The following is a 26180-nucleotide window of genomic DNA, read 5'->3' as shown; positions in this document are numbered from 1 at the left end:
GACCCGAGTCTAGGTCGCGGCCCCGACCGCGCGACCCCGCGAGAAGTACACGGCTGTAGTTAGTGAGAATCACTCGCGTTACGCATGTGACGCGTGGTGCCATCGAGGCCATGCGTCCCCCGACCCGCCGTTCCCTGCTGCCCCTGGCCCTCGCCCTGGCGGGTGGGTGGCTGCTGGCCCCCGCCGCCCCGGCCGCCGCGGAGGGGCCGTCGCAGGTCACGTTCGAGGGCCACGGCTACGGCCACGGCATCGGGATGTCGCAGTACGGCGCCTACGGCGCGGCGCGCGAGGGCCGCACCCAGCGGCAGATCACGGCGTTCTACTACCCCGGCACGGAGGTGGGACGGGCCTCCGGCAAGGTCCGCGTGCGGCTCTCGGGCGACGCCGACGGCGACGTGGTCGTCGAGGCCCGCCCCCGGCTGCGGGTCCGCGACCTGGGCCGCAGCGGCGCCGCGGCCCTGACCCGCCTGCCCGACAACGGCGCCCGGCAGTGGCGGTTGCGCCCGGGCGCGGGCAGCGGCGGCGCGGTGGTCTCGTTCCGCGACGACCGGCAGTGGCGCTTCTGGCGCCGGCTGTCCGGCGGCGGCGAGCTCGACGCGCAGGGGGCGGCCGTGACGCTGGTGACCGCCGCCGGCCCGCGGCGCTACCGCGGCGCCCTGCGCCTGGCCGTCGGCGAGACGGTGAACGTGCTCGGCCTCGACAACTACCTGAAGGGCGTCGTCCCGCTCGAGATGCCGGCGGCCTGGGCGCCCGCCGCCGTGCAGGCGCAGGCCGTCGCCGCCCGCAGCTACGCCGCGTGGGAGCGGCAGCACCCCCGCGGCGACCACTTCGACGTGCACGACACGGTCACCAGCCAGGTGTACGGCGGGTTCGGGGCGGAGCACCCCGACTCCAACCGGGCGGTCGAGCGCACCGCCGGGGAGGTCCGCACCAGCGGTGGGCGCCCCGCGTTCACCCAGTTCTCCTCCTCCAACGGCGGCCACACCGCCCCCGGCTCGCAGCCCTACCTCCGCGCCCGCCCCGACCCGTACGACGGGTGGTCCGGCAACCCCAACCACGACTGGCGCACGAGCGTCCCCGCCTCGGCCTTCGAGTCCCGGTGGCCCGGGATCGGCGACCTCACCGGCGTGCGCGTCGTCCGCCGCGACGGCCACGGCGAGTGGAACGGCCGCGCGCTGCAGGTGCGGATCACCGGCAGCCGCGGCTCGACCACCGTCAGCGGCCCGGACCTCCGCTTCGCGCTGGGCCTGCGCTCGCACTGGTTCCGCGTGGTCTGACGCCCGCGGGGTCTCGTGGCTCGTCGCCAGGGCTCCTCGCGCCTCGACCTCCGGTGGGTCCCGGGCTCCTCGCGCCTCGACCTCCGGTGGGCGGGCCGGCGGGGTCTCGTGGCTCGTCGCCAGGGCTCCTCGCGCCTCGACCTCCGGTGGGTCCCGGGGCTCCTCGCGCCTCGACCTCCGGTGGGTCCCGGGGCTCCTCGCGCCTCGACCTCCGGTGGGTCCCGGGCTCCTCGCGCCTCGACCTCCGGTGGGCGGGCCTGCGGGGTCTCGTGGCTCGTCGCCGGGGCTCCTCGCGCCTCGACCTCCGGTGGGTCCGGGGCTCATCGCGCCTCGACCTCCGGTGGGTCCGGGGCTCCTCGCGCCTCGACCTCCGGTGGGTCCCGGGCTCCTCGCGCCTCGACCTCCGGCGGGCCCGGAGGTCGAGGTGCGACGTGCCGAGGGACGAGGCGCGGAGCCACGACACCCGGTGACCCGTACGCGCGGCCCGCGGGGCCGCCGTGCGGCGGGCTCAGACGCCCAGCGGACGCAGGAAGCCGTCGGGGACCTCGACCACGTCGGGGCCGAGCTGGTCGATCGAGGACAGCCCGAGCCCGAGCAGGGCGGAGTCGATGCCGGAGCGGAGCACGTCCAGGACGTTGCCGACGCCCTCCTCGCCGTTGGCGGCGAGCCCCCACAGGTAGGCACGGCCGATCATCACGGCGCGGGCGCCGAGCGCGAGCGCCTTCACGACGTCCGAGCCCCGCCGGATGCCGCCGTCCATGACGACCTCGACCTGGCCGCCGACGGCCTCGGCGATCGGGTGCAGCACGCGGATGGTGGCGGGGGTGCCGTCGAGGTTGTTGCCGCCGTGGTTGGACACCGAGATCGCGGTGACGCCGGCGTCGACGGCGCGCTTGGCGTCGTCGACGCGGCACACGCCCTTGAGCATGAAGGGGCGCCCGCTGATCTGCGACCAGGTCTCGCGCATCCAGTCGACGTCGTCCCAGGTGGGCGGGGTGGTGGTCATCCACTCGTAGTAGGCGCCGAAGAAGGTGGGGGCCTCGCCGCCGTCCGGCGGGGCCAGGTTGGGGGCGCGCAGGTCGGGGATCGTGCCGGTCCTGCCGAACTCCCACAGCCACCGCGGCTTGGTCGCCACCTTGGGCGCCATCCGCACCATCGTCTTGAGGTCCACCTTCTCGGGGATCTCGGGGCTGCCCCAGTCGCGACCCATCGAGAAGGACCAGTCGAGGGTCGCGATGAGGCCCTTCGCGCCGGCGGCGTGGGCGCGCTCCATGCGCTGGACCATCACGTCGCGCTGACCGGTCCAGTACATCTGGAAGAAGGTCCGGTCGTTGACCGCGCAGACCTCCTCGACGGACTTGGAAGCGAAGTTGGACAGCCCCATCACGGTGCCGCGCGAGGCGGCGGCGCGGGCCACGGCCACCTCGCCGTCCGGGTGCACCGCCTGCACGCCGGTCGGGCTGATCACCACGGGCAGGGAAATCTCCTGGCCCATCAGCGTGGTCGCCATGCTGCGCTCGGCCTGGTGGCCGGCGACGTGGGGCGCGAACTGGATCTCGGTGAACGCCCGCTGGTTGTCGTCGATGGTCTGGCCGCGCTCGGAGCCGGCGACCAGCGCGCCGTACACGGGGGCCGGCAGGCGCTTGCGGGCTCGCTCCTGGGCGACCGCCACCGACTCGAACCACGGGTTCTGCTTCCAGGGGTTCTGCAACCAGGTGGGCTTCGAGCTCATGGGACCTCCCCGTGACGGGGTACGACGGCGGATGGGACGGTGGTGCGGTGCGGTCGCTGTGACCTGCGCCACTCACGTTATGGCACCCTGGGCCACAACGGAACCGTCCGACCGGGTAGGAGGTGCACCGCCGTGACCACGACACGTCGGACCGCCCTCGGCCGCCCCAGCGCGACCACGCACGCCGAGATCGAGCGTGTGGCGTTCGCGCTGTTCGAGGAGCGCGGCTTCGACGCCACCCCGCTCGAGCTGATCGCCGCCGAGGTCGGGGTCGGGCGCCGCACGCTGTTCCGCTACTACCCGTCCAAGAACGACATCCCGTGGGGGCTGTTCGACCGCACCGTCGAGGACTTCGCCGCGCTGCTCGACGCCGCGCCCCTCGACGCCCCGCTGTGGGAGACCGTGCACCACGGCGTGGTGGCCTTCAACGACTTCCCCCGCGACGCCGACCCGCCCCACGAGCAGCGGATGCGCCTCATCCTGCGGACCCCGGCCCTGCAGGCGCACTCCGTGCTCCGCTACCGCCAGTGGCGCGAGGTGATCGCGGCGTACGTCGCCCGCCGTACCGGCGCGTCGCCGAGCGACCTGCAGCCGCGCACCGTCGGCCACGTCAGCCTCGCGCTCAGCCTCGCGGCGTACGACCGCTGGCTGGACGACCCGTCCGCGTCGCTTCCCGGGCTCGTCGACGAGGCCATGCAAGGCCTGCGCGCCCACCTGGACTGAGCCCCGGCCCCGGCCCCGGCCCCGCAGGGCCCAGGGAGGCTCAGGACAGGACGAGCACGAGGTCGCCGCCCTCGACGGACTGCGGCCCGCCGAGCGCGATCCGCTCCACCGTGCCGGCCTTCGGCGCGGTGATCGAGGCCTCCATCTTCATGGCCTCGATGGTCGCCACGGTCGCGCCGTCGGCGACCTCCTGGCCCTCCTCGACCACGACGGTGACGACGCCCTGGAACGGCGCGGCGACGTGGCCGGGGTTCGAGGCGTCGGCCTTCTCGGCCGCGGCGGAGTCGGCCTGCACGCTGCGGTCGCGCACGGCGACCGGGCGCAGCTGGCCGTTGATCGTGCACATCACGGTGCGCACGCCGCGCTCGTCGGGCTCGCTGACGGCCTGCAGGCCGAGGATCAGCGTCACGCCCTCCTCGAGCTCGACCTCGTGCTCCTCGCCCTGGCGCAGGCCGTAGAGGTAGTCGCGGGTGTCGAGCACCGAGGTGTCGCCGTAGGTCGAGCGGGAGTTGCGGAACTCCTCGGTCGGGCCGGGGAAGAGCAGCTCGTTGAGCGTCTCGCGGCGCCGCGTGGAGTCCAGCGCCTCGGACTGCTCGTCGGTGAGGTCGGAGTCCTTCGGCTCCCAGGTGCGACCCTCGAGCGCCTTCGCGCGGAAGGGCTCGGGCCAGCCGCCGGGCGGGTCGCCGAGCTCGCCGTGCAGGAAGCCGATGACGGAGTCCGGGATGTCGAAGTCGTCGGGGTCGGCCGCGAACGCGGCCGGGTCGGCACCGACGGCGACCAGGTGCAGGGCCAGGTCGCCGACCACCTTCGACGACGGGGTCACCTTGACGACGTTGCCGAGGATGTCGTTGGCCGCGGCGTACATGTCCTCGATCTGCTCGAACCGCTCGCCGAGGCCCAGCGCGACCGCCTGCTGGCGCAGGTTGGACAGCTGGCCGCCGGGGATCTCGTGGCGGTAGACGCGACCGGTGGGAGCCGCGAGGCCCGACTCGAAGGGCGCGTAGACGCGGCGCACGGCCTCCCAGTAGGGCTCCAGCGCGTTGACGGCCGCGAGGTCGAGGCCGGTCTCGCGGGGGCTGTGGTCGGTCGCGGAGATCAGCGACGACAGCGCCGGCTGGCTGGTGGTGCCGGCCATCGCGGCGCAGGCCGCGTCGACGGCGTCGACGCCGGACTCGATGGCCGCGGTCAGGGTGGCGAGCTGGCCGCCGGGGGTGTCGTGGGTGTGGAGGTGCACCGGCAGGTCGAAACGCTCGCGCAGCGCCGTGACCAGGGTGCGGGCGGCCGGGGCGCGCAGCAGGCCGGCCATGTCCTTGATCGCCAGCACGTGGGCGCCGGCGTCGACGATCTGCTCGGCGAGGCGCAGGTAGTAGTCGAGCGTGTAGAGCTTCTCGCCCGGGTCCGACAGGTCGCCGGTGTAGCAGAGCGCGACCTCGGCGACGGTGGTGCCCGTCGTGCGCACGGCGTCGATCGCGGGTCGCATCTGCGAGACGTCGTTGAGGGCGTCGAAGATCCGGAACACGTCGATGCCGGTGGCGGCCGCCTCGGCGACGAACGCGTCGGTCACCTGCCGCGGGTACGGCGTGTAGCCCACCGTGTTGCGACCGCGCAGCAGCATCTGCAGGCAGATGTTGGGCACGGCCTGCCGCAGGCTGGCGAGCCGCTCCCAGGGGTCCTCGGCCAGGAAGCGCAGGGCCACGTCGTACGTCGCGCCGCCCCAGGCCTCGAGGCTCCACAGGTCGGGCGTCGTCCGGGCGACGTGGCCCGCGACGCCGAGCAGGTCGCGGGTGCGCACGCGGGTGGCCAGCAGGCTCTGGTGGGCGTCGCGGAACGTCGTGTCGGTGACGGCGACGCGGTCCTGCGCGCGCAGCGCCGCGGCGAAGCCGTCGGGGCCGAGGGCGAGGAGCTGCTGGCGGGTGCCGTCGGGCGCGGGCACCGCGAGGTCGACCTTCGGCAGCTTGGCGGCGGGGTCGATGGAGACCGGCGCGGGCCCGTGGGGCTGGTTGACGGTGACGTCGGCCAGGTAGGTGAGCAGCTTGGTGCCGCGGTCGCCCGACGAGCGGGCGGTCAGCAGGTGCGGGTGGGTCTCGATGAACGACGTCGTGACCCGCCCGGCCGCGAAGTCGGGGTCCTCGAGCAGCGCCTGCAGGAAGGCGATGTTGGTCGCGACGCCGCGGATCCGGAACTCCGCCACCGCCCGTCGCGACTTCGCGACCGCGGTCTCGAAGTCGCGCCCGCGGCAGGTGAGCTTGGTCAGCATCGAGTCGAAGTAGCCCGACACCTCCGCGCCGGTGTACGTCGTGCCGCCGTCGAGGCGGACGCCGCCGCCGCCGGGGGAGCGGTACGTCGTGATCCGGCCGGTGTCGGGGCGGAAGCCGTTGGCCGGGTCCTCGGTCGTGATCCGGCACTGCAGGGCGGCGCCGCGCAGCGAGACGGTCTCCTGCGACAGCCCGAGGTCGGCGAGGGTCTCGCCGGAGGCGATGCGCAGCTGCGACTGCACGAGGTCGACGTCGGTGACCTCCTCGGTCACCGTGTGCTCGACCTGGATGCGGGGGTTCATCTCGATGAAGACGTAGTTGCCCTGCGGGTCGAGGAGGAACTCGACCGTGCCGGCGTTGCGGTAGCCGATCTCGCGGGCGAACCGCACGGCGTCCGCGCAGATGCGGTCGCGCAGCTCGGGGTCCAGGTGCGGGGCCGGGGCGATCTCGACGACCTTCTGGTGGCGCCGCTGCACCGAGCAGTCGCGCTCGAAGAGGTGCATGACCTCGCCGGTGCCGTCGGCGAGGATCTGCACCTCGATGTGGCGCGGCTCGACGACGGCCTGCTCGATGAACACGGTCGGGTCGCCGAACGCGCCGTCGGCCTCGCGCATGCAGGCCTCGACGGCCTCGCGCAGGTCGGACTCCGCCTCGACCCGCCGCATCCCGCGCCCGCCGCCGCCGGCGACGGCCTTGACGAACAGCGGGTAGTCGAGCCCGGCCGCCGCCTCGATCAGCGCGTCCGCGTCGTCGGTCGGGTCGACGCTCGACAGCGTCGGCACCCCGGCGGCCTTGGCGGCCGCGATGGCGCGCGCCTTGTTGCCGGTCAGGGTCAGCACCTCGGCGGTGGGCCCGACGAAGGTGATCCCGGCCGCGGCGCAGGCCTCGGCCAGCGCCGGGTTCTCCGACAGGAACCCGTAGCCGGGGTAGACCGCGTCGGCGCCCGCGCGCACCGCCGTCGCGACGATCGCCTCGGGGTCGAGGTAGGCGCGGACCGGGTGGCCGCGCTCGCCGATCTCGTAGGCCTCGTCGGCCTTCAGTCGGTGCTCGGACCAGCGGTCCTCGTGGGGGAACACCGCGACCGTGCGCGCCCCCAGCTCGTACGCCGCCCGCAGGGCACGGATCGCGATCTCGCCACGGTTGGCCACCAGCACCTTCGAGAACATGGGCCGCAGGCTAGCGGCGCCGGGCTGTGGGCTGGGTCACCACGGACGTCCGTGGACACCCGGGCCGTCCACCCGGGTCAGGTCCTGCGCGACCGGCCCCGGACCGTGGTGACGGCGAGGGCGATCGCGGCCAGGACGGCGGTGACGGTCAGGCCCGCCAGCACCCCCGAGGTGACGCCGCCCACGGTGCTGCCGGCCTCGGACGCGGCGAACGGCGAGGCGTCCGGCGAGCCCGTCGGCAGGCCGGTGACCCACTCGGTCAGCCGGGTGCCGGCCTCGCCGAGGAACTGCGGGCGCTCCTGCTCGTACGACGCGCCCTCGGGCGCCCAGCGGTGGCCCGGCGTGGCCTCGAGGTAGCCGTCGTCGGGGCCCTGCCAGAGCACGACCAGCGCGGGCTCGCCCGTCTCCTCGCCGAGCGCCCACGCCATCTGCTCGGCGGCCTGGATCGGGTGCTCGTAGCCGGCGAACCAGCTCGGCTCCCAGACCGTGACGTAGACCGGCAGGTCCCGCTCGACGATGGCCGCGAAGACCCGGGCCTCGGCGGCCGGCGGCAGCATCGCCCGCCCGTCCGCCGGGACGTGGACCCGGTCCTCGAGCATCCCGGCGACGGCCTCGGTGACCCGGTCCCCGGCGCCGCCGTAGCGCTCGACGCGCTGCTCGGCCACGGAGCCGGGTCCGGGCAGCACCAGCAGGAGGGCGGTGGCCAGTCCCGCGCCCGCGACGACCTCGGCCGCGAGCCGCGTGGCGGTCCTCACCGGCCGACCTCGCGTCGGGATCGCAGGTCGTCGGCGACGTGGGTCCAGAGCTCGTCGACGAAGGCGCCGTAGCCGGTGCGCGACCAGACGGTGTCCTGCTCGAGGTAGGGCTGCTGTCGGCGGCGCCACCGGTCGCCGGGGACCTGCATCACCGCGAGCCGGCTCGCGGGACGACGCTCGCAGGCCTCGCACACCGGCAGGTCCAGGGTCCGGTCGCCGACCGGCACCTCCCGGGTGCCCGTCGCCTCCCCGTGCCGCGGGTCGAGCGTGCAGCAGGCGTACGGCGTCGGCGCGGACGGCTCGCGGCGCCGGCGCCGCGGACCCCGTCCGGTGGTCGACTGCGCCTCCCGCAGCGCGGTGCGGGTCAGCACGAGGGCCCCGACGAGGTCGGCGAGGTGCTCCGCCTCCGGGTCCGCCGGCAGGCGGTCGGCGAGCCGGCGGGCGGTGTCGAGACTGCCGTCGCGCCGCTCGCGCCGCTCGGGAGCCGGGGACCCCTCGGTGCCGGCCGCCGCGGCCACCGCCTCCGAGGCGGCCGTCAGCTCGAGGTCGAGACGACGTCGTACGGAGGCGGCGTCGTGGAGGTCGTCCGGGCGGTCGCGCCGCCCCGACGTCGACGACGGGAGCCAGGTGGACGCCGGGGGTGCCGCGACCCGGAGGCGACGGACGGCCTCGGTCACGACCACGACCCCGCCGGTGACGGCCACGAGCAGCAGGGCCGGACCGAAGACGGCGTCGGAGGCGTCGGGGGGAGGGACGGCAGGCTCCCAGACGTCGGTCTCGGCCCACGGCGCGGTCGAGGCGTAGGCGTCCCAGGCGTCGTCGTCGACCCCGGCGTCGTCGAGCAGCACCTCGAGGTCGCGGGCCAGCACCCCGGCCGGGGTCACGCCGGCGGTCGCGCCGCCCTCGAACGCCGCGCCGGGCTGCCGCGCGAACAGCTCGTCGCGTCCCGGCGCCTCCCCGAAGCCGACCACCTCGTGGGTGTAGGACTCCGCGCCGAGGTGCACGAGGTAGGTGGCGTCCGCGTCGCCGGAGGCCTCGAACAGCCGGCTCGCGAGGTCGGCCGCCGGGTCGCTGCCGGAGAGGTCCGCGGGAGGGTCGACCATCACGACGTACGTCGGCAGGTCGGCGGCGGCGACCAGCTCACCGAGCTCCTGGCGCACGGCGGCGGTGTCGCCGTTGCCGAAACGGGGACCCACCAGCACCGGGTCCTCCGCCAGCGCGGCCGCGATCTCGTCGACCGTCGGGGGCGACGCGGCACCCGCCGCGCCCGCACCCGCAGCGCCCGCACCCACAGCGCCCGCGCCCGGCGCGGCGGCACCGGTCCCCGACCCGCTCACCGGGTCCGCCGGTGGAGCCGGGTGAGCAGGTCGGGGTCGAGCGCCCCGAAGCCGCTGGAGGCCCAGGGCTCGCGGTCGGTCTCGAAGTAGTGGGCCGGCGCCCCGCGGTGGACGACGTCGAGGATGTCGGGCCGGCGGCCCGCCTCCAGGTCGTGGCGGCACCGGCGGCAGACGGGGGCGTCGACGCCGGTGCCCGCCACCTCGAGCGGACGCGGGTCGGTCGCGGTGCCGTGCAGGGGGTTGAGGAAGCAGGGGCGCGGCGGGGCGAAGGCCGAGCCCCGTCTCGCCGCCTGCAGCGCCACCTCGCCGCGCTCGGCCAGCACGAGGGCGCCGACCGCGTCGAGCACGTCGACCTCGGCGCCGGCCTCGGCGTCCCCCGCGGCGTCGGAGGTCGCCGGCAGCAGCCGGCCCGCGGCGTCGTAGTGGTCGAGCGCCGCCTGCCAGGAGTCCAGCGCCGCGGGCCCGGCCCCGGGGTCCAGGTCCGTGGCGTCGATCCGCTCGCCGAGGGCCAGCACGGCGGTGCGGGCCCGTCGTACGGCGTCGGCGTCGCCGGCCTCGCGGACGCGCTCCAGCACGGAGGCCGGCAGCGCGAAGGGCTGGTCCGCCCCGCGTCCGGGCCGGGCCCGCGCCCGACGACGCAGCAGCAGCAGACCCGCCGCGGCGGCCGCGACCACGACGGCCGCCACGAGCGCCACCGGCAGCCAGTCGCCGGCCGTGCCGTCGGCGTCGTCGTAGGCCTGCGCCCGGGCCGCGGACGCCTGCTCCGCGACCTCGGTGAAGGTGCCGTCGGCCAGCGCACCGGTGACCTCGAGCAGACCCGCGCCCAGCTCCTGGGCCTGGCCCTCGTCCCCGTGGGACAGGATCCCGTCGACGTCGAACGAGACGTCGGTGGAGCCCGCGACCTCGCCCCACTGCTGCACCGACACGCGGACGCCGTCGTCGCCGACGAAGGGCTGCACGACGAGGCCGTCGGTGGTGGTGCTGACGAAGCCGTCGGAGACCCGGTCGACGCCGAGGTAGAGGCCGTCGCGGCCGGTGGCGTCGTGGAGCCGGAAGGCCAGGTCGCTGCCCCAGCTGCCGTCGGCGCCCTGCGGCGGGGCGGCGAGGACCACGAAGACCGGCTCGTCGGCGGCCGCGACGTTCGCCTCGAGCTCGCGGACCTCGGCCGGGTCGAGCCAGTCCTCGGCGCCGCGGCCGACGTACACGCCGTCGCGGGCGAGCTCCGCGGCGACGTCGTTGACGAGGGCGTCGTTCATCTCCGCCACCTTTCCCCGAGCCGTGCGACGGAAACCCTCTCAGGCCGGTCGCTCGTCGCCGCGGCCCCCTACCCTGGGTCGACGTGAGCCTCCTCCGACGCGCCGCCACCCTCGCCCTGCGGCACGGGCCGACCGTCTACCGCCAGGTCAGGGCCGCCCAGGCCCGCCGCACGGCGACCGCGGACCCGCGCCCCCCGACCCCCGGCCCGGCGCCCACCACCGGCGCGGGCTCGTCGTACGCCCCGCAGGCCGACGGGGAGCCCGACCCCGGCGAGGTCGTGTGGGGGTGGGTGCCCTACGAGGACGACCCCTCCCAGGGCAAGGACCGGCCGGTCCTGCTGGTCGCCGAGCGCGACGGCCGCTGGCTGGGGCTCTACCTGACCTCGAAGGACCACGACCGCGACGCCGCCGACGAGGCGCGGTGGGGCCGGGAGTGGATGGACGTCGGCACAGGCGGCTGGGACGCCCGCCGCCGGCCCAGCGAGGTGCGCCTCGACCGGCTCGTCGTGCTGGAGCGCTCCGCGATCCGCCGCGAGGGCGCCGCCCTGCCGCGCCCCGTCTTCGACGCCGTCGTGGCCCGCGCCCGGGGGCTCGGCACGCTCTGAGCCAGGACGGCGGACGTCTGGTGCCAGCTCGCGGCACCGCCGACCTGAGCCCGCTCGCCACGTGATGGAGGTACTGCTGGGTCACCTGGTGACCCAGCAGTACCTCCATCACCCCTCGGCGGGCACTCCGGGCACCGGACCAGCTCGCCGGTCAGCCGAGCTGCTGCATCAACGCCGCCGGTCGGGCCGCCGTGGGCGCGCTCGACCCGGTGCAGGTACGCCCGCTCCAGGAGCGAGCAGGCGCCGACCGCCAGGTCCGACAGCACGCCGGCGAGGAACGGTCGTCCTCGCACCCGGCGGCCGCGTCGAGCACCGCCTCCTCCACCCGCACCCTCGGTGGGGCGCGGTCGAGCTGAACCCTCGCCGCCAGGTCGACGACACGGTGGACCGTCACCCCGGTCGTCGCGCGGACCCTGCGACCGGCGTCGACGGCCACGTGGACGGGCCCCTCGCCTCCCCGTCGCTGCCGGATCCCGGGCCCGAGGGCCCGGGATCCGTAGAGCGCCGCGGGTGCCGCCCAGAGCACGGCCGCCCACTCCCGCTGCCGGGTGGTCAGCGCCCCGGTGTGGAGGACGTGGACCCCGTCGTGCCCTGGCGTCAGGAGCCGACCCCGACGCCGGCACCTGACCTCGTGGGGCTCCACCCCCGCGGCGACCAGCTGTCGCCGGCTGACGACGCCGTCCTGGTGGCGCGCCAGCGCGGCGACGGCGGGCGGGAGCTCGGGCACCGCGTCACCGTGTCGCGCCCGGGCCGGCAGCAGGACGAGCGGCCGGGGGTCTGCGGAGGAACGCGGCACCCGTGCGACGGAGGACGGCAACGGGCTCGTCTACCCCTCCCTCCCTCGGGGTACGGCGGGGCCATGACGCGATTCGGCTACACCCTGATGACCGAGCAGTCCGGCCCGAAGGACCTGGTGCGCCACGCGGTGGCCGCCGAGCGGGCCGGCTTCGACTTCGAGGTCTCGAGCGACCACTACTTCCCCTGGCTCTCCGCCCAGGGCCACGCGCCGTACGCCTGGACCGTGCTGGGCGCCGTCGCGCACGCCACCGAGCGGGTCGAGCTCATGACCTACGTGACCTGCCCGACGCTGCGCTACCACCCGGCCGTGGTCGCGCAGAAGGCGGCGACGCTCCAGCTGCTGGCCGACGGCCGCTTCACGCTCGGCCTCGGCTCGGGCGAGAACCTCAACGAGCACGTCGTCGGCGAGGGCTGGCCCGCCCTGGACGAGCGCCAGGACATGCTCGTCGAGGCCATCGAGATCATCCGCGCCCTCCACGAGGGCGGCCTGGTGACCTGGGCCGGCGAGCACTACCGGGTCGACTCCGCCCGGATCTGGGACCTGCCCGAGGGGGGCGTGCCGATCGGCGTCGCGATGGGCGGGCCGAAGGCGGTCGAGCGCTTCGGCCCGCTGGCCGACCACCTGATCGCCACCGAGCCCTCCGCGGACCTCGTCGGCGCCTGGAACGACACCGACGGCACCGCGACCATCGGGCAGGGCGCCCGCGCCATCGGCCAGATCCCGATCTGCTGGGACCCCAGCCGCGAGCGGGCGGTCGAGCGGGCCCACGAGCAGTTCCGCTGGTTCGCCGGTGGCTGGTCGGTCAACGCCGACCTGCCGACCACGGCCGGCTTCGCCGCCGCCACCCAGTTCGTGCGGCCCGAGGACGTGGCCGACAACATCCCCTGCGGCCCCGACCTCGACGCCATCGTCGAGGCGATCCGGCCCTACTGGGAGGCCGGCTTCACCGACGTCGCGCTGGTGCAGGTGGGCGACGAGGGCGTGGACCCGTTCTTCGAGCAGGCCGCCGAGCCGCTGCTCGACAAGCTGCGCGCCGCCGCCGGCTGAGCCGGCCACCGAGGGGAGACAGAGGTACTTCCGGGCCACCAGGTGACCCAGAAGTACCTCCCTCAGGTGGCGGGGGGTCAGGCGGCCGTGGTCAGACGATCTCGCAGACGACGGCGCCGTTGGTGAGGGTCGCGCCGACCTCGGCGGTGAGGCCGCTGACGGTGCCGGCCTTGTGGGCGGTCAGCGACTGCTCCATCTTCATGGCCTCGATGACCACCACGGTGTCGCCCTCGGCGACGTCGTCGCCCTCGGAGACGACGACCTTGACCACGGTGCCCTGCATCGGGGAGGTGACGGCGTCGCCCGAGGCGGCCGCCGCGCCGCCGGACTTCTTGCGGGAGCGCTTCGCCGGGGCCGCGGCCCTGCCGCCCCCGCCGCCCAGGGACAGCCCGCCTGGCAGCGACACCTCGAGACGCCGCCCGCCGACCTCGACGACGACGCTCTGGCGCTCGACCGGCTCGTCGGCCTCCCCGGCCTCCCCGTCGTACGGCGTGATCCGGTTGTCGAAGTCGGTCTCGATCCAGGTGGTGTAGACGTCGAAGGAGCCCTCGCCGGAGGGGTTCGAGGCGCCGACGTACGCCGGGTCGGTGACGACCGCGCGGTGGAACGGGATGACGGTGGGCATGCCGTCGACGTCGAACTCGGCGAGCGCGCGACGCGAGCGCTCGAGCGCCTGGGTGCGGTCGCGGCCGGTGACGACGAGCTTGGCGATCAGGGAGTCGAAGCTGCCCGGGATCGTCTCGCCGTTCTCGTAGCCCCCGTCCAGCCGTACGCCGGGCCCCTGCGGCGGGCTCCACCGCGTCAGCGTGCCGGGGGCCGGCATGAAGTTGCGGCCGCCGTCCTCGGCGTTGATGCGGTACTCGATGGAGTGCCCGCGGATCTCGGGGTCGCCGTAGCCCAGCTCCTCGCCGGCGGCGACGCGGAACATCTCGCGCACGAGGTCGATGCCGGTGACCTCCTCGGAGACGCAGTGCTCGACCTGCAGGCGGGTGTTGACCTCGAGGAAGGAGATGGTGCCGTCCTGGCCGACCAGGAACTCGCAGGTGCCGGCGCCGACGTAGCCCGCCTCGCGCAGGATCGCCTTCGAGGCGGTGTAGAGGCGCTCGACCTGGTCGTCGCTGAGGAAGGGTGCGGGCGCCTCCTCGACGAGCTTCTGGTGGCGGCGCTGCAGGGAGCAGTCGCGGGTGGAGACGACCACGACGTTGCCGTGGGCGTCGGCGAGGCACTGGGTCTCGACGTGACGGGGGCGGTCGAGGAACTTCTCGACGAAGCACTCGCCCCGACCGAAGGCCGAGACCGCCTCGCGCACGGCGGACTCGTAGGCGTCGGCGACCTCCTTCATCTCGCGGGCGACCTTCAGGCCGCGGCCGCCGCCGCCGAAGGCGGCCTTGATCGCGATGGGGAGGCCGTGCTCCTCGGCGAAGTCGACGGCCTGCTGGGCGTCGTCGAGCGGGTCCTTCGTGCCGGGGGCGAGGGGCGCGCCGACCTTCTCCGCGATGTGGCGCGCGCGGACCTTGTCACCGAGGGACTCGATGGCCTCCGGCGGGGGACCGATCCAGACCAGGCCGGCGTCGATCACGGCGCGGGCGAAGTCGGCGTTCTCGGCGAGGAAGCCGTAGCCCGGGTGCACCGAGTCGGCACCGGACTCGCGGGCGACCCGCACGATCTTCTCGATGTCGAGGTAGGACTCGGCCGGGGTGGAGCCGCCGAGGGCGTGGGCCTCGTCGGCGATGCGCACGTGGACGGCGTCGCGGTCGGGGTCGGCGTACACCGCCACGCTGCCGATCCCGGCGTCACGACACGCCCGGATGACGCGGACGGCGATCTCCCCGCGGTTGGCGATGAGGACCTTCTGCAGCGGTGTGACCTGCGACGTGACCTGCGACGTGGACATCCCGGCGGCTCCTGGCTGTGTGTGGCGGACGGGGACACGCGCCCCGGCGCGCAGGTTAGCGCCCGTCGGTCCGCGGCGGACACGTCCTAGGGTGTGGGCGGCGCCACTCGGGCGCCCGGTGAGGAGATGCTCGTGCTTCCTGGATTCCTGTCACGCGAGCGGACGGTGGCCGGCCCCGGCTTCAACCGCTGGCTGATCCCCCCGGCGGCGCTCGCCGTGCACCTCAGCATCGGCCAGGTCTACGCCACCAGCGTGTACCGCGCCGCGATGCAGGAGCACTTCGAGGCCTCGCAGACCGCGATCGGGTTCATCTTCTCGATCGCGATCGTGATGCTCGGCCTGTCCGCGATGGCGATGGGCACGTGGGTGGACCGCAGCGGCCCCCGCGCGGCGATGTTCGTGTCGGCCTGCTTCTGGGTCTCCGGCTTCCTCGTCGGCGCGCTCGGCATCGCCTCGGGCCAGCTGTGGCTGGTCTACCTCGGCTACGGCTTCCTCGGCGGCATCGGCCTGGGCATCGGCTACATCTCGCCGGTCTCCACCCTGATCAAGTGGTTCCCCGACCGCCCGGGCCTCGCGACCGGCATGGCGATCATGGGCTTCGGCGGCGGCGCGCTCGTCGCCAGCCCGTTGTCGGGCCGGCTGCTCGGGCTCTACGACAGCGACTTCGACCCGTCCGTCTCGGGCTCCATCGCCTCCGGCGGCGCCCTGGTCGGGCTGTTCCTGACCCTGGCCGCGATCTACGCCGTGTTCATGATGTTCGGCGCCTTCATCGTGCGGGTGCCCGCCGACGGCTGGAAGCCCGACGGCTTCGACCCGTCCACCGTGAAGGCCAAGGCGATGGTGACCACGGCGAGCGTGACCGCGCACAACGCGATCCGCACGCCGCAGTTCTACCTGCTGTGGATCGTGCTGTTCTGCAACGTCACCGCCGGCATCGGGATCATCGAGCAGGCCTCCGGCCTGATCCAGGACTTCTTCCGCGACGGCGCCGGCGGGGAGTCCTCGGTCTCCACCGCCGCCGCGGCCGGCTTCGTCGGGCTGCTCTCGATCGCCAACATGGCCGGTCGCTTCGTGTGGTCCTCGACCTCCGACGCGGTCGGGCGCAAGCCGATCTACATGGCCTACCTCGGCGCGGGCGCGCTGCTCTACCTGGCGTTCGCCACGGTCGGCTCCAGCTCGATCACGCTGTTCCTGCTGCTCGCGATCGTCATCCTGAGCTTCTACGGCGGCGGGTTCGCCACGATCCCGGCCTACCTGCGCGACCTGTTCGGCACGCTGCAGGTCGGCGCGATCCACGGCCGCCTGCTGACCGCGTGGTCCGCGGCCGGCATCGCCGGGCCGCTCATCCTCAACAGCATCCTCGACCGCGCCGGCGAGCCCGGCACCCTGGTCGCGGCGGACTACCGCCCCGCCCTGTTCGTCATGGTCGGCCTGCTGGTCGTCGGCTTCGTCGCCAACCTGCTGGTCCGCCCGGTGTCCGAGAAGTACCACGAGAAGGGGACCGATCCGGCCCTCGAGGGGAGCAAGGCGTGAACGCGCTCGTCAACAGCAAGGGCTTCATCGGCATCGCCTGGGCCCTGGTCTCCATCCCGCTGCTCTACGGCCTCGTCGAGACCGCCATCCGCGTCTCGCGGCTCTTCACCCAGTAGGACCCACGGCCCGGACAGTGGTCGTCGACCCCCGCGGACCTCGCGTCCGCGGGGGTTAACGATCGCTAACCTCCTCGGGTAGCCTGGGTCACATGACGACCCCAGGTTTCGGTGAGCTCTCCCGCGAGCACGAGGAGTTCCGTCAGAGCGTCCGCGACTTCGCGGAGGCCCAGATCGCGCCCCACGCGGCGCAGTGGGACCGGGAGCACCACTTCCCGGTCGACGTGGTCCAGCAGATGGGGAAGATGGGCCTCTTCGGCCTCACCGCCCCCGAGGAGTACGGCGGCGCCGGGCTCTCCGGCGAGGACGGCGGCTTCACCTCGCTGTGCCTCGCGATCGAGGAGATCGGTCGCGTCGACCAGTCGATGGGCATCACCCTCGAGGCCGCGGTGGGCCTGGGCATCAACCCGATCCTCGAGTTCGGCACGCCCGAGCAGAAGGAGCGCTGGCTGCCCGACCTGGTCTCCGGCCAGGCCCTCGCCGGCTTCGGCCTCACCGAGCCCGGCGCCGGCTCCGACGCCTCGGCCTCGCGCACCAGGGCCGCCCTCGAGGGCGGCGAGTGGGTCGTCGACGGCTCGAAGCAGTTCATCACCAACTCCGGCTCCGACATCACCTCGCTGGTCACCGTGACCGCCCGCACCGGCACCCGCACGGCCGCCGACGGCCGCGAGAAGCCGGAGATCTCGACCATCGTCATCCCCTCGGGCACGCCCGGCCTCGTCGTGGGCCCGGCGTACGACAAGCTCGGGTGGCACGCCTCCGACACCCACCCGCTGACCTTCGAGGGCGTACGCGTCCCCGAGGACCACCTGCTGGGGGAGCGGGGCCGCGGTTACGCGCAGTTCCTCGCCACCCTCGACGACGGCCGGGTCGCGATCGCCGCCCTGGCGGTCGGCTGCATCCAGGCCTGCCTCGACCTGTGCGTGACGTACGCCGGGGAGCGCCAGACCTTCGGCGGCCCGATCGGGCGCAAGCAGGGCGTCGCCTTCCAGATCGCCGACCTCGAGGTGCTGCTGCGCTCCGCGCGCCTGCTCACCTACGCCGCCGCCGCGATGAAGGACCGCGGCGCGCCCCAGAAGGAGTTCAAGCAGGCCGCCGCCGTCGCCAAGCTCCAGACCACCGAGGCCGCGGTGACCGCGACCCGGATCGCGACCCAGGTGTTCGGGGGATACGGCTTCATGGAGGAGTACCCGGTCGCCCGGTTCTACCGCGACGCGAAGGTCCTGGAGATCGGCGAGGGCACCTCGGAGATCCAGCGGATGCTCATCGCCCGCGGGCTCGGCCTGCCCGTCGAGTGAGGGTCGGTCCGCTTCACCCGCTCTGGCGGGTGAAGCGGACCTCGTCGAGCTCGGCCAGACGGTCGTCGCGGGCGAGCCAGTAGAGCGCGCCGAGGTCGTCCCACGACATCTCGTCGTCCGAGCGGGCCGCCGGGGGGCCGCCGAGCCTCGGCTCGGAGCCGACCTGCAGCACCGGACGCCACCGCAGGGGGTCTGCGGCGACCTCGGCCTCGACCGGGTCCTGCACGTGGTGGGCCCACCCGCCGAGCTGGTGCACGACCTCGTCGGGGCTCAGGTCCGGGGGTGCGAGGTGCGCGGCGAGCGCGGCCCGGAAGGCCTCGGCGTTGACGGGGTGGGACATCCAGCGGCGGTGGGCGGCCAGGCCGTCGCCCGCGGCCGGGTCGCCGAGCTCCTCGACCAGGGCGACGTCGGCCCAGCCCGGCGTGCTCACCGTGCCGCGGCCCCGCAGCACGCGCTCGGGGTAGACGTGCAGGCCCGCCGGCCCGTCGGCGGGCACCCGCGCGGCCGGGTCGTCGTCCAGGTGCAGCAGCCGCGACGCCGCCCGGGTGCCGGGGTCGTCGACGTCGACGACGCCGTCGGGGTCCTGCAGGAACGGGCCGTCGTAGTGGAACGCCAGCAGCCGGCCGCGCCGCGGCAGCGCGAGGCCCGGGTCGAGGCCGGCGGCGCGGACGGCGCCGAGGTCGACCTCCGCGACCAGCGGCAGCGGGCCGTGGCCCTCCCAGACGGGCCAGACGAAGCCGGGCGGCACGTCGGGCAGGCCGCCGAGGCGCCCCACGCGCGGCAGGTCGTCGTACGACGCGCCGCCGACGGGGCTGAGCAGCTGCACCGCCGGGCGCACCAGGCGCAGCCACCGCCGCGCCGTCTCGGGGTCGAGGTGCTCGTGCGCGAGACGGGTCACCACGGACTGCGGATCGTCATCGGGCGCGACCATGCCCACGACGCTAGCGAGCCGGGCCGATCCGCCGGGCGGCCGGGCGGCCCGCCACGGGCTCCGGGATGGCGTCCGCGGCCCCGGGCGCGGGTACCCTCCGTCCGTGGAGACGTGGAAGCGGCGCGGCAAGGAAGGCCTGCGCTTCGCCGAGGTGGGGGCCGCGGCGACCCTGGTCTCGCTGCTGCTGTTCAACCTGCTGCTCCACGGCATCTGGATCTACGACGACCCGTGGCTGAGCGGCTGGCCGGTCACGGCGTACGTGCTCGCCAACACCGTCGGCATGGGCGTCGCCTACGTCGGCAGCCGCACCTGGGCGTTCCGTGGGCGCGAGACCCAGGACAAGGACGGCGGCGTCGTGAAGTTCGTCGTCATCAACGTGGCGACGATGACGATCCCGATCGCCTGCCTGGGGATCAGCCGCGGCGTGCTCGGCCTCGACGACGCCCTCAGCGACAACGTCTCGGCCAACCTGATCGGGCTCGGTCTGAGCCAGGTGGCCCGGTTCTACCTGTTCCGCCGCTACGTGTTCGTCCGCCCCGCGGCCCCCGCGCCGGCCGCGCCGGCCACGCCGGCCACGGCCACCCCGGTCGCCCGCCCCGCAGCCTGACCCGCCGCCGCCTGGCGCGCGAGCCCGGGCCTCAGGCCCAGAGGTCGGTCCAGGCCACGTCGAGCCGCAGGCACATCTCGCGCAGCAGCGGCAGGCTGAGCCCGACCACCGCGTGGTGGTCGCCCTCGACGCCGCGCACGAACGCGCCGCCGAGGCCGTCGACCGTGAACGCCCCCGCGACGTGCAGCGGCTCCCCGGTCGCGACGTAGGCCGCGATCTCGGCGTCGGTGACGTCGGCGAAGTGCACCCGCGTCGAGGCGGTCCCCGCCTCGACCCGTCCGTCCGGCGCGCGCAGGCAGTGGCCCGAGTGCAGGACGCCGGTGCGCCCGCGCATCGCCTCCCAGCGGCGCGTCGCCTCCGCGGCGTCCGCCGGCTTGCCCAGGGCCTCGCCGTCGAGCTCGAGGACCGAGTCGCAGCCCAGCACCAGCGCCCCCGCGGGGACGTCGTGCCCGTCGGCCACCGCGTCGCACTTCAGGTGGGCCAGGGCCTGCGCCAGGTCGGCCGGCGCGAGGCCGGTCACCTGCGACTCGTCGACGCCGGAGACGATCACCGTCGGCTCCACCCCGGCGCTGCGCAGCGTCGCCAGCCGCGCGGGGGAGGCCGAGGCCAGGACCAGGTGGGGTCGCCCGTCGCTCACCGCGGCAGACCGCTGGCGCGCCACGCGCCGAGGCCGGGGTGGTGCGGGGCGCGCAGCCGGCGGGCCGGCCGCGCCCACTCCGTCGTCCGACGGGGGGCCGAGGCCTCACCGCCCGACGCCGCGGCGACCACCGCCACGAGCGCCGCCAGCTGCTCCGGGGTGGGGTCGCCCTTGACGATGCGGAGGGCTGGGTGCTCGTCGGTCATGCGCTCTCCTTCAGGTTCCGGACCAACCCTCTCGGGTCGGCCTCTGGTTGTCGACCGCACGGGGCTGCCCGGATCGCCGAGTCGGCACGAGCCTCCTGCGCTCGCTGGCGCTCGCTGCGTCGTTCGAGCCGACTCGGCTCCGGTGCGCCCCGGCGCCGCCGCCGGGCACCGGGCGCTCGCCGCGTCGTTCGGGCCGACTCGGCTCCGATCCCGCTGCGCGGCGACCCTCCGGGCCGCCTTACAGCGGGATGTTGCCGTGCTTCTTGGGGGGCAGCGTCGCGCGCTTGGTGCGGAGCAGGCGCAGGGCGCGGACGACCTCGGCGCGGGTCTCGTGGGGGGTGATGACCGCGTCGACGTAGCCGCGCTCGGCGGCGATGTAGGGGTTCGCCAGGTGCTTGTCGTACTCGTCGACGAGCTCGGCGCGACGGCCCTCGGGGTCGTCGGCGTCCTTCAGCTCGTTGCGGTAGAGGATGTTGACCGCGCCCTGGGCGCCCATCACCGCGATCTGCGCGGTCGGCCAGGCGAGGTTGATGTCGGCGCCGAGGTGCTTGGAGCCCATGACGTCGTAGGCCCCGCCGTAGGCCTTGCGGGTGATGATCGTGACCAGCGGGACGGTCGCCTCCGCGTAGGCGTAGATCAGCTTGGCCCCGCGGCGGATGATGCCGCCCCACTCCTGGTCGGTGCCCGGCAGGAAGCCCGGCACGTCGACGAACGTCAGCACCGGGACGTTGAAGGCGTCGCAGGTCCGCACGAAGCGGGCCGCCTTCTCCGAGGCGTCGATGTCGAGGGTGCCCGCGAACTGCATCGGCTGGTTGGCCACGACCCCGACGGGGCGACCCTCCACGCGCCCGAAGCCGATCACCATGTTGGTCGCGAACAGCGGCTGGACCTCGAGGAAGTCGCCCTCGTCGACCACGGCCTCGATCACGGTGTGGATGTCGTAGGGCTGGTTCGGCGAGTCGGGGATCAGGGTGTCGAGCGCCCGGTCCTCGTCGGTCGGCTCGAGGTCGGCGAGCGACAGCTCCGCGTCCGGGTCGTACGGCGGCTCGTCGAGGTTGTTCTGCGGCAGGTGGCTCAGCAGCGCCTTGACGTAGTCGAGGGCGTCCTCCTCGTCGGAGGCCATGTAGTGGGCGTTGCCCGACTTGGTGTTGTGGGCCCGGGCGCCGCCCAGGTCCTCCATCGTCACGTCCTCGCCCGTGACCGTCTTGATGACGTCGGGGCCCGTGATGAACATGTTCGACGTGCCGTCGACCATCACGGTGAAGTCGGTGACCGCGGGGGAGTAGACGTGGCCGCCGGCGCACGAGCCCATGATCAGGCTGATCTGCGGCACGACGCCGGAGGCGTGCACGTTGCGGCGGAAGATCTCGCCGTACAGGCCCAGCGAGACGACGCCCTCCTGGATCCGCGCGCCGGCGCCCTCGTTGATGCCGATGATCGGGCACCCGGTGCGCATCGCGAGGTCCATGACCTTCGTGATCTTCTCGCCGTACACCTCGCCCAGCGAGCCGCCGAAGACGGTGAAGTCCTGCGAGAACACGCAGACCTGACGGCCGTCGACCGTGCCGTAGCCGGTGACCACGCCGTCGCCGTAGGGCCGGCGCTCCTGGAGGCCGAACGCCGTCGAGCGGTGGCGCGCCAGCTCGTCGAGCTCCACGAAGCTGCCCTCGTCGAAGAGCTGCTCGATGCGCTCGCGGGCCGTCTGGCGGCCCTTGGCGTGCTGCTTCTCGATGGCCTTCTCGGACCCGGCGTGGACGGCCTCGTCGAGGCGTCGGTCCAAGTCGGCGAGCTTGCCGGCGGTGGTGTGCAGGTCGAGGTCCTCGGGGACCTCGGTGCCCGCCCCGCTCACGTCCGGGGCCGTGCCCTCGTCAGTCTGTGCGCTCACGTGCGCCAACCTAGTACCCGTGAGCGCCCCGTCCGAGCACCGTCCGCCCCTGGACCCGGGCCGCCTGGGTCCCGACCGGCTGCCCGCGGGCGTCCGCCTCGAGGTGGTGGACGCCTCCCCGTCGACCAACGCCGAGGTCGCCCGCCGGGCCGTCGCCGGGGAGCCCGCGGGGCTCGTGCTCGTCACCGAGCACCAGACCGCGGGCCGGGGCCGTCTGGACCGCGTGTGGACCACCCCGCCACGGGCCTGCCTGACCTTCTCGGTGCTGCTGCGCCCCGAGGTGCCGATGCCCCGGTGGCCCTGGCTGCCGCTGCTGACCGGGTACGCCGTGTGGGAGGTGCTGCGCGAGCACACGCTGACCGTCGGGCTGAAGTGGCCCAACGACGTCCTGGTCGCCGACCGCAAGGTCGCCGGGATCCTGGTCGAGCGCCACGAGACCCCCGTCGGGCCCGCCGCGGTCGTCGGGATCGGTCTGAACGTCACCCTCACCGAGGACGAGCTGCCCGTGCCCACGGCGACCTCGCTGCTCGTCGCCGACGGCGCCGCGCCGCCCCGCGAGGACCTGCTCGTCGGGCTGCTGGACCGTCTCACCGCGGGCGTCGCGGCCTGGGAGGCCGACCCGGCCGCCGACCGGCAGCGGGCGGCGTACGCCCGGGCCTGCACGACCGTGGGTCGCCGCGTGCGCGTCGAGCTGCCGGCCTCGCCGCCGCTGGTCGGACGGGCCGTCGACATCGACCCCGGCGGGCGGCTGGTCGTCGACGACGGCGAGCGGCTGGTCCCGGTGGGCGCCGGGGACGTGGTCCACGTCCGCCCCGACGCGCGCACGTCGTACCGCTCCGACTCCGAGATCCGCTAACCGCTCGCCGCGGTGGTGACAGACTGCGGACGTGGCCTTCCCGAGCAGACTCCTCAACGAGGGCGAGCGCGTCGTGGTCTCGACGCGCACCCACGTCAAGGTGCTGCTGGTGCCCCTGCTCGTGCTGCTGGTCACGCTCGTCGCGGCCGGCCTCGTCAGCCGCGTCGGCACCGGCACCACCGAGCAGGTCCTCGACTACGTCGCGCTCGGCGTCGCGGTCGTCGTGGTCCTGTGGTTCGTGGTGCGCCCGTTCCTGCGGTGGCTGACGACGACGTACACGTTCACGGACCGCCGCTTCATCGCCCGCTCCGGGATCATCGCGAAGGAGGGCCGCACGATCCCGCTCAACCGCATCAGCGGCGTCGACTTCGACATCGGCGTGCTCGACCGGCTGCTCGGCTGCGGGACCCTCGTGGTCTCCGACGCGAGCGTCGAGGGTCGCGTCGAGCTGCACGACGTCCCCCGGGTCGAGCGGGTGCAGCTGATGGTCGCGCAGGAGCTCCACGAGCTCGGCGAGGGTCGGACCCGCGGTGACGATGGCGCCTGATCCCGAGGGGCGCGACCAGCGCTCCCGTCTGGAGGAGGCCATCCTCGGCGAGCGGCCGACCCTGACCGGCGCCGAGGTGGTCGAGCGCGCCGGCGTCGACCCCGACCAGGCCCGTCGCCTGTGGCGGTCGCTGGGGTTCCCCGAGCTCGACGGCGAGCCCGGCAGCACCGACGCCGGCGGCACGACCACGACGATCGGCTTCACCGAGGCCGACGTGGCCGCCGTCCGGGACCTCTACGCCACCGCCGGCGAGGGCCTGATCGACCTCGACACCGCGGTGAACCTCACCCGTGCGGTGGGCCAGACGATGAGCCGGCTCGCCGAGTGGGAGGTGGCGACCCTCGTGACCCGCATCGAGGAGCTCGAGGCCCAGGGGTACGGCGTGACCGCCCGCGAGGACGGGACCGCCGGGACCCCGCCCACCCGCGCCGACCTCGCGCTGCGGCTCGTCAAGGACATCGGGTCGGGCTTCGAGACGATGCTGGTCTACGCCTGGCGGCGCCACCTCGCCGCCGCGGTGGCGCGGCTCGAGGCCCTCGGCGCCGCGGACGAGGACCTCCACGTCGCCCACGTGACGGTCGGCTTCGCCGACATCGTCAGCTTCACCGCCCTGTCCAACACCCTCGAGCACGACCGCATCGGCGACCTCGTCGAGCTCTTCGAGCAGCGCTGCCACGACGTCGTGCGCAACGACCGCGGCCGCGTCATCAAGTCGATCGGCGACTCCGTGCTCTTCCTCCACGACGACCCCGTCGGCGCGATGCGGTCCGCCGAGGGGATCATCCGGGTGATCGGCAAGGACCGGAAGATGCCCGACGTCCGCGTCGGCCTCGCCAGCGGCACGGTCTCGCTGCGCATGGGCGACGTCTTCGGGCCGCCGGTCAACCTGGCCGCCCGCCTCACCGCCGTCGCCCGCCGCAACCGGGTGATCATCGACGCCGCCACCGCCGAGCTGCTGCCCCCGTCGTACGAGACGTGGCGGCTGCCGGCGCGTCCGGTCCGCGGCTTCGGGCTGATCGAGCCCGTGGCCGTGCGCCGCAGCTGATCCTCGCGCACCCGGCAGGGCGAGTTTCCGGATTCTCCTGCCGGCGGCCTGACGGCTGCTTATCGTCGGACGGGTGCTCATCGGCCAGGACGTCAGCCTCGACCCCAACGCGCGCCAGGCCTGGCGGGCGGGGGTCCCGGTGGTGCTGACCCGCAAGGAGTTCGACCTCCTCCACGCGCTGATCCGGCGTCCCGGCCACCTCGTGACGCGCGCCGAGCTCATGCGCGAGGTGTGGCACACCGACTTCTGGAGCTCGACCAAGACCCTCGACGTCCACCTCGGCTGGTTGCGCCGCAAGCTCGGCGACGACCCCCGGCGGCCGACGCTGATCACGACGGTCCGCGGGCGCGGGCTGCGGTTCGAGGCCGGGGCACCGGTCGCGGCGGTGGACGGCGAGGCGCGGCACGACGGCGCCCGGACCCTCGAGGCCCACTGAGCCTCCGCCGAGGACGCCACTAGGCTCCTCGTCGTGGCTCTCCCGTCGACGCCCGGCCCCGCGCCGGGCCGTGCGCCGACCGTCGCGGTCATCGGTGGCGGGCAGCTCGCCCGCATGATGGCCGCCCCCGCCGCCGAGATGGCGCTGCCGCTGCGGCTGCTGGCCGAGGGGCCCGACGTGGCCGCGGCGCAGGTGATCGGCGACCACCTCGTCGGCGACCACACCGACCTCGCGGACCTGCGCCGGGTGGTCGAGGGCTGCGCGGTGGTCACCTTCGACCACGAGCACGTGCCGACCGAGCACCTGCGCGCCCTCGAGGCCGACGGCCTCGCCGTCCGCCCCGGGCCGGACGCGCTCGTCCACGCGCAGGACAAGGTCGTCATGCGCCGCCGCCTCAGCGAGCTCGGGGTCCCCTGCCCCCGCCACGCGGTCGTCACCACCCCGGCGGAGGTCGCGGCGTTCGGCTTCCCGTGCGTGCTCAAGACCAGCCGCGGCGGGTACGACGGGCGCGGGGTGTGGGTGGTCCGCGACGAGGCGGCCACCGCCGACGCGTTCGCGACCGCGCGGGCCTCCGGCGTCGAGGTGCTCGCCGAGGAGCTCGTCGACTTCCGCCGCGAGCTGTCCGCGATCGTCGTGCGCTCCCCGAGCGGGCAGGCCGCGGCGTACCCCGTCGTCGCGTCGCTGCAGACCGACGGCATCTGCCACGAGGTCGTCGCGCCCGCCCCGGACCTCGACCCCGAGCTGGCCGCGCACGCGCAGGAGGTCGCCCTGCGGATCGCGGGTGAGCTGGGCGTGGTCGGCGTGCTGGCCGTGGAGCTGTTCGAGACCGCGCCGAGCGACGGCTCCGGCGCGCGGATCCTCGTCAACGAGCTGGCCATGCGCCCCCACAACACCGGCCACTGGACGCAGGACGGCGCGGTGACCTCGCAGTTCGAGAACCACCTGCGCGCCGTCCTCGACCTGCCGCTCGGCTCGCCCGCGCCGCGCGAGCGGTGGACCGTGATGGTCAACGTCCTCGGCTCGGAGGACCCCGACGTGGGCCGGCTCTACGACGGCTACCCCCACGCGCTCGCGCGCGACCCCCGGCTCCGGGTGCACCTGTACGGCAAGGACCTGCGGCCCGGTCGCAAGGTCGGCCACGTCAACGCCTACGGCGACGACCTCGAGGACTGCCTGACCCGGGCGCGGCACGCCGCCGCCTGGTTCCGCGGGGACCTCGGCGACGAGAGCGAGTGAG

The 26180-nt window shown here is 74.7% G+C and carries 23 protein-coding genes; 13 read left to right on the top strand and 10 right to left on the bottom strand.

The window, feature by feature from the left end; translation table 11 throughout:
* Positions 1-110 precede the first annotated feature (110 nt).
* Positions 111-1277 carry a SpoIID/LytB domain-containing protein gene (locus tag ABD158_RS14880; RefSeq protein ID WP_344008336.1) on the top strand — a complete coding sequence of 389 codons (1167 nt, stop codon included), beginning with the start codon at positions 111-113 and terminating at the stop codon, positions 1275-1277.
* A gap of 508 nt (positions 1278-1785) precedes the next feature.
* Here ABD158_RS14880 and mftD read toward each other — a convergent pair.
* Entirely contained in the window at positions 1786-3009 is a 1224-nt protein-coding gene (gene mftD, locus ABD158_RS14875) for a pre-mycofactocin synthase MftD (RefSeq protein WP_344008335.1), read from the bottom strand.
* Positions 3010-3141: 132 nt separating this feature from the next.
* On the opposite strand from mftD, the gene mftR reads away from it, so the two are divergent.
* Positions 3142-3732: a mycofactocin system transcriptional regulator gene (gene mftR, locus ABD158_RS14870; RefSeq protein ID WP_344008334.1), complete on the top strand. Its 591-nt coding sequence runs from the start codon at positions 3142-3144 to the stop codon at positions 3730-3732.
* A 40-nt stretch (positions 3733-3772) separates the two neighbouring features.
* Here the strand turns inward: mftR and ABD158_RS14865 are convergent, their stop codons facing one another.
* The 4 genes from ABD158_RS14865 to ABD158_RS14850 form a co-directional block, all read right to left on the bottom strand.
* Complete coding sequence (locus tag ABD158_RS14865) at positions 3773-7153, bottom strand: pyruvate carboxylase (protein WP_344008333.1); 3381 nt, start codon at positions 7151-7153, stop codon at positions 3773-3775.
* 77 nt (positions 7154-7230) lie between these two features.
* Positions 7231-7908 (bottom strand): hypothetical protein, encoded by a 678-nt coding sequence (locus ABD158_RS14860; RefSeq protein WP_344008332.1) that lies wholly within the window; start codon positions 7906-7908, stop codon positions 7231-7233.
* On the bottom strand, positions 7905-9245 hold the full coding sequence (locus ABD158_RS14855; protein ID WP_344008331.1) for a hypothetical protein: 1341 nt from the start codon (positions 9243-9245) through the stop codon (positions 7905-7907). The genes ABD158_RS14860 and ABD158_RS14855 overlap by 4 nt, the downstream gene beginning before the upstream one ends.
* Positions 9242-10501, bottom strand: a complete 1260-nt coding sequence (locus tag ABD158_RS14850) for a hypothetical protein (protein ID WP_344008330.1) — start codon at positions 10499-10501, stop codon at positions 9242-9244. Before ABD158_RS14850 ends, ABD158_RS14855 begins: the two co-directional genes overlap by 4 nt.
* A gap of 83 nt (positions 10502-10584) precedes the next feature.
* Here ABD158_RS14850 and ABD158_RS14845 point away from each other — a divergent pair, with 83 nt between their 5' ends.
* Together ABD158_RS14845 and ABD158_RS14840 are read left to right on the top strand one after the other, a co-directional pair.
* On the top strand, positions 10585-11106 hold the full coding sequence (locus tag ABD158_RS14845; protein ID WP_344008329.1) for a type II toxin-antitoxin system PemK/MazF family toxin: 522 nt from the start codon (positions 10585-10587) through the stop codon (positions 11104-11106).
* A gap of 859 nt (positions 11107-11965) precedes the next feature.
* Positions 11966-12952 (top strand): LLM class F420-dependent oxidoreductase, encoded by a 987-nt coding sequence (locus ABD158_RS14840; RefSeq protein ID WP_344008328.1) that lies wholly within the window; start codon positions 11966-11968, stop codon positions 12950-12952.
* Positions 12953-13043: 91 nt separating this feature from the next.
* On the opposite strand, the gene ABD158_RS14835 is transcribed toward ABD158_RS14840, so the two are convergent.
* Positions 13044-14846 (bottom strand): acetyl/propionyl/methylcrotonyl-CoA carboxylase subunit alpha, encoded by a 1803-nt coding sequence (locus tag ABD158_RS14835; RefSeq protein ID WP_344008326.1) that lies wholly within the window; start codon positions 14844-14846, stop codon positions 13044-13046.
* A gap of 132 nt (positions 14847-14978) precedes the next feature.
* On the opposite strand from ABD158_RS14835, the gene ABD158_RS14830 reads away from it, so the two are divergent.
* The 3 genes from ABD158_RS14830 (at position 14979) to ABD158_RS14825 (ending at position 17793) form a co-directional block, all read left to right on the top strand.
* Positions 14979-16379 carry an OFA family MFS transporter gene (locus ABD158_RS14830; protein WP_425573212.1) on the top strand — a complete coding sequence of 467 codons (1401 nt, stop codon included), beginning with the start codon at positions 14979-14981 and terminating at the stop codon, positions 16377-16379.
* Positions 16376-16495: an MFS transporter small subunit gene (locus ABD158_RS19275; protein WP_425573211.1), complete on the top strand. Its 120-nt coding sequence runs from the start codon at positions 16376-16378 to the stop codon at positions 16493-16495. Before ABD158_RS14830 ends, ABD158_RS19275 begins: the two co-directional genes overlap by 4 nt.
* A 92-nt stretch (positions 16496-16587) precedes the next feature.
* A complete protein-coding gene (locus ABD158_RS14825; RefSeq protein ID WP_344008322.1) occupies positions 16588-17793 on the top strand; it encodes an acyl-CoA dehydrogenase family protein in 1206 nt (401 codons plus the stop codon).
* Between the two features lie 13 nt (positions 17794-17806).
* On the opposite strand, the gene ABD158_RS14820 is transcribed toward ABD158_RS14825, so the two are convergent.
* Positions 17807-18724: a DUF1963 domain-containing protein gene (locus ABD158_RS14820; RefSeq protein ID WP_344008320.1), complete on the bottom strand. Its 918-nt coding sequence runs from the start codon at positions 18722-18724 to the stop codon at positions 17807-17809.
* Positions 18725-18827: 103 nt separating this feature from the next.
* On the opposite strand from ABD158_RS14820, the gene ABD158_RS14815 reads away from it, so the two are divergent.
* Entirely contained in the window at positions 18828-19331 is a 504-nt protein-coding gene (locus ABD158_RS14815) for a GtrA family protein (protein WP_344008319.1), read from the top strand.
* 31 nt (positions 19332-19362) lie between these two features.
* On the opposite strand, the gene ABD158_RS14810 is transcribed toward ABD158_RS14815, so the two are convergent.
* The 3 genes from ABD158_RS14810 to ABD158_RS14800 form a co-directional block, all read right to left on the bottom strand.
* Positions 19363-19968: a Maf family protein gene (locus tag ABD158_RS14810; protein ID WP_344008318.1), complete on the bottom strand. Its 606-nt coding sequence runs from the start codon at positions 19966-19968 to the stop codon at positions 19363-19365.
* Positions 19965-20174 (bottom strand): acyl-CoA carboxylase subunit epsilon, encoded by a 210-nt coding sequence (locus ABD158_RS14805; RefSeq protein WP_344008317.1) that lies wholly within the window; start codon positions 20172-20174, stop codon positions 19965-19967. The genes ABD158_RS14810 and ABD158_RS14805 overlap by 4 nt, the downstream gene beginning before the upstream one ends.
* Before the next feature lie 238 nt (positions 20175-20412).
* The gene (locus ABD158_RS14800) at positions 20413-22023 is read right to left on the bottom strand and encodes an acyl-CoA carboxylase subunit beta (RefSeq protein WP_344008595.1); all 1611 of its coding nucleotides are present in this window, start codon (positions 22021-22023) and stop codon (positions 20413-20415) included.
* A 55-nt stretch (positions 22024-22078) separates the two neighbouring features.
* Here ABD158_RS14800 and ABD158_RS14795 point away from each other — a divergent pair, with 55 nt between their 5' ends.
* The 5 genes from ABD158_RS14795 to ABD158_RS14775 all read left to right on the top strand — a co-directional run bounded on the left by ABD158_RS14795 (position 22079) and on the right by ABD158_RS14775 (position 26179).
* The gene (locus ABD158_RS14795; RefSeq protein ID WP_344008316.1) at positions 22079-22915 is read left to right on the top strand and encodes a biotin--[acetyl-CoA-carboxylase] ligase; all 837 of its coding nucleotides are present in this window, start codon (positions 22079-22081) and stop codon (positions 22913-22915) included.
* Between the two features lie 31 nt (positions 22916-22946).
* The gene (locus tag ABD158_RS14790) at positions 22947-23462 is read left to right on the top strand and encodes a PH domain-containing protein (protein WP_344008315.1); all 516 of its coding nucleotides are present in this window, start codon (positions 22947-22949) and stop codon (positions 23460-23462) included.
* Positions 23452-24507, top strand: a complete 1056-nt coding sequence (locus ABD158_RS14785; RefSeq protein ID WP_344008594.1) for an adenylate/guanylate cyclase domain-containing protein — start codon at positions 23452-23454, stop codon at positions 24505-24507. Before ABD158_RS14790 ends, ABD158_RS14785 begins: the two co-directional genes overlap by 11 nt.
* Positions 24508-24580: 73 nt before the next feature.
* Complete coding sequence (locus tag ABD158_RS19270) at positions 24581-24943, top strand: winged helix-turn-helix domain-containing protein (RefSeq protein ID WP_425573210.1); 363 nt, start codon at positions 24581-24583, stop codon at positions 24941-24943.
* A 33-nt stretch (positions 24944-24976) separates the two neighbouring features.
* The gene (locus tag ABD158_RS14775) at positions 24977-26179 is read left to right on the top strand and encodes a 5-(carboxyamino)imidazole ribonucleotide synthase (RefSeq protein ID WP_344008314.1); all 1203 of its coding nucleotides are present in this window, start codon (positions 24977-24979) and stop codon (positions 26177-26179) included.
* The last annotated feature ends 1 nt before the right edge of the window (position 26180 follow it).

Origin of the sequence: Nocardioides lentus (assembly GCF_039529515.1) — a bacterium.
GTDB classification, from domain to species: domain Bacteria; phylum Actinomycetota; class Actinomycetes; order Propionibacteriales; family Nocardioidaceae; genus Nocardioides; species Nocardioides lentus.
This window is presented reverse-complemented; position numbering and strand designations above follow the sequence as displayed.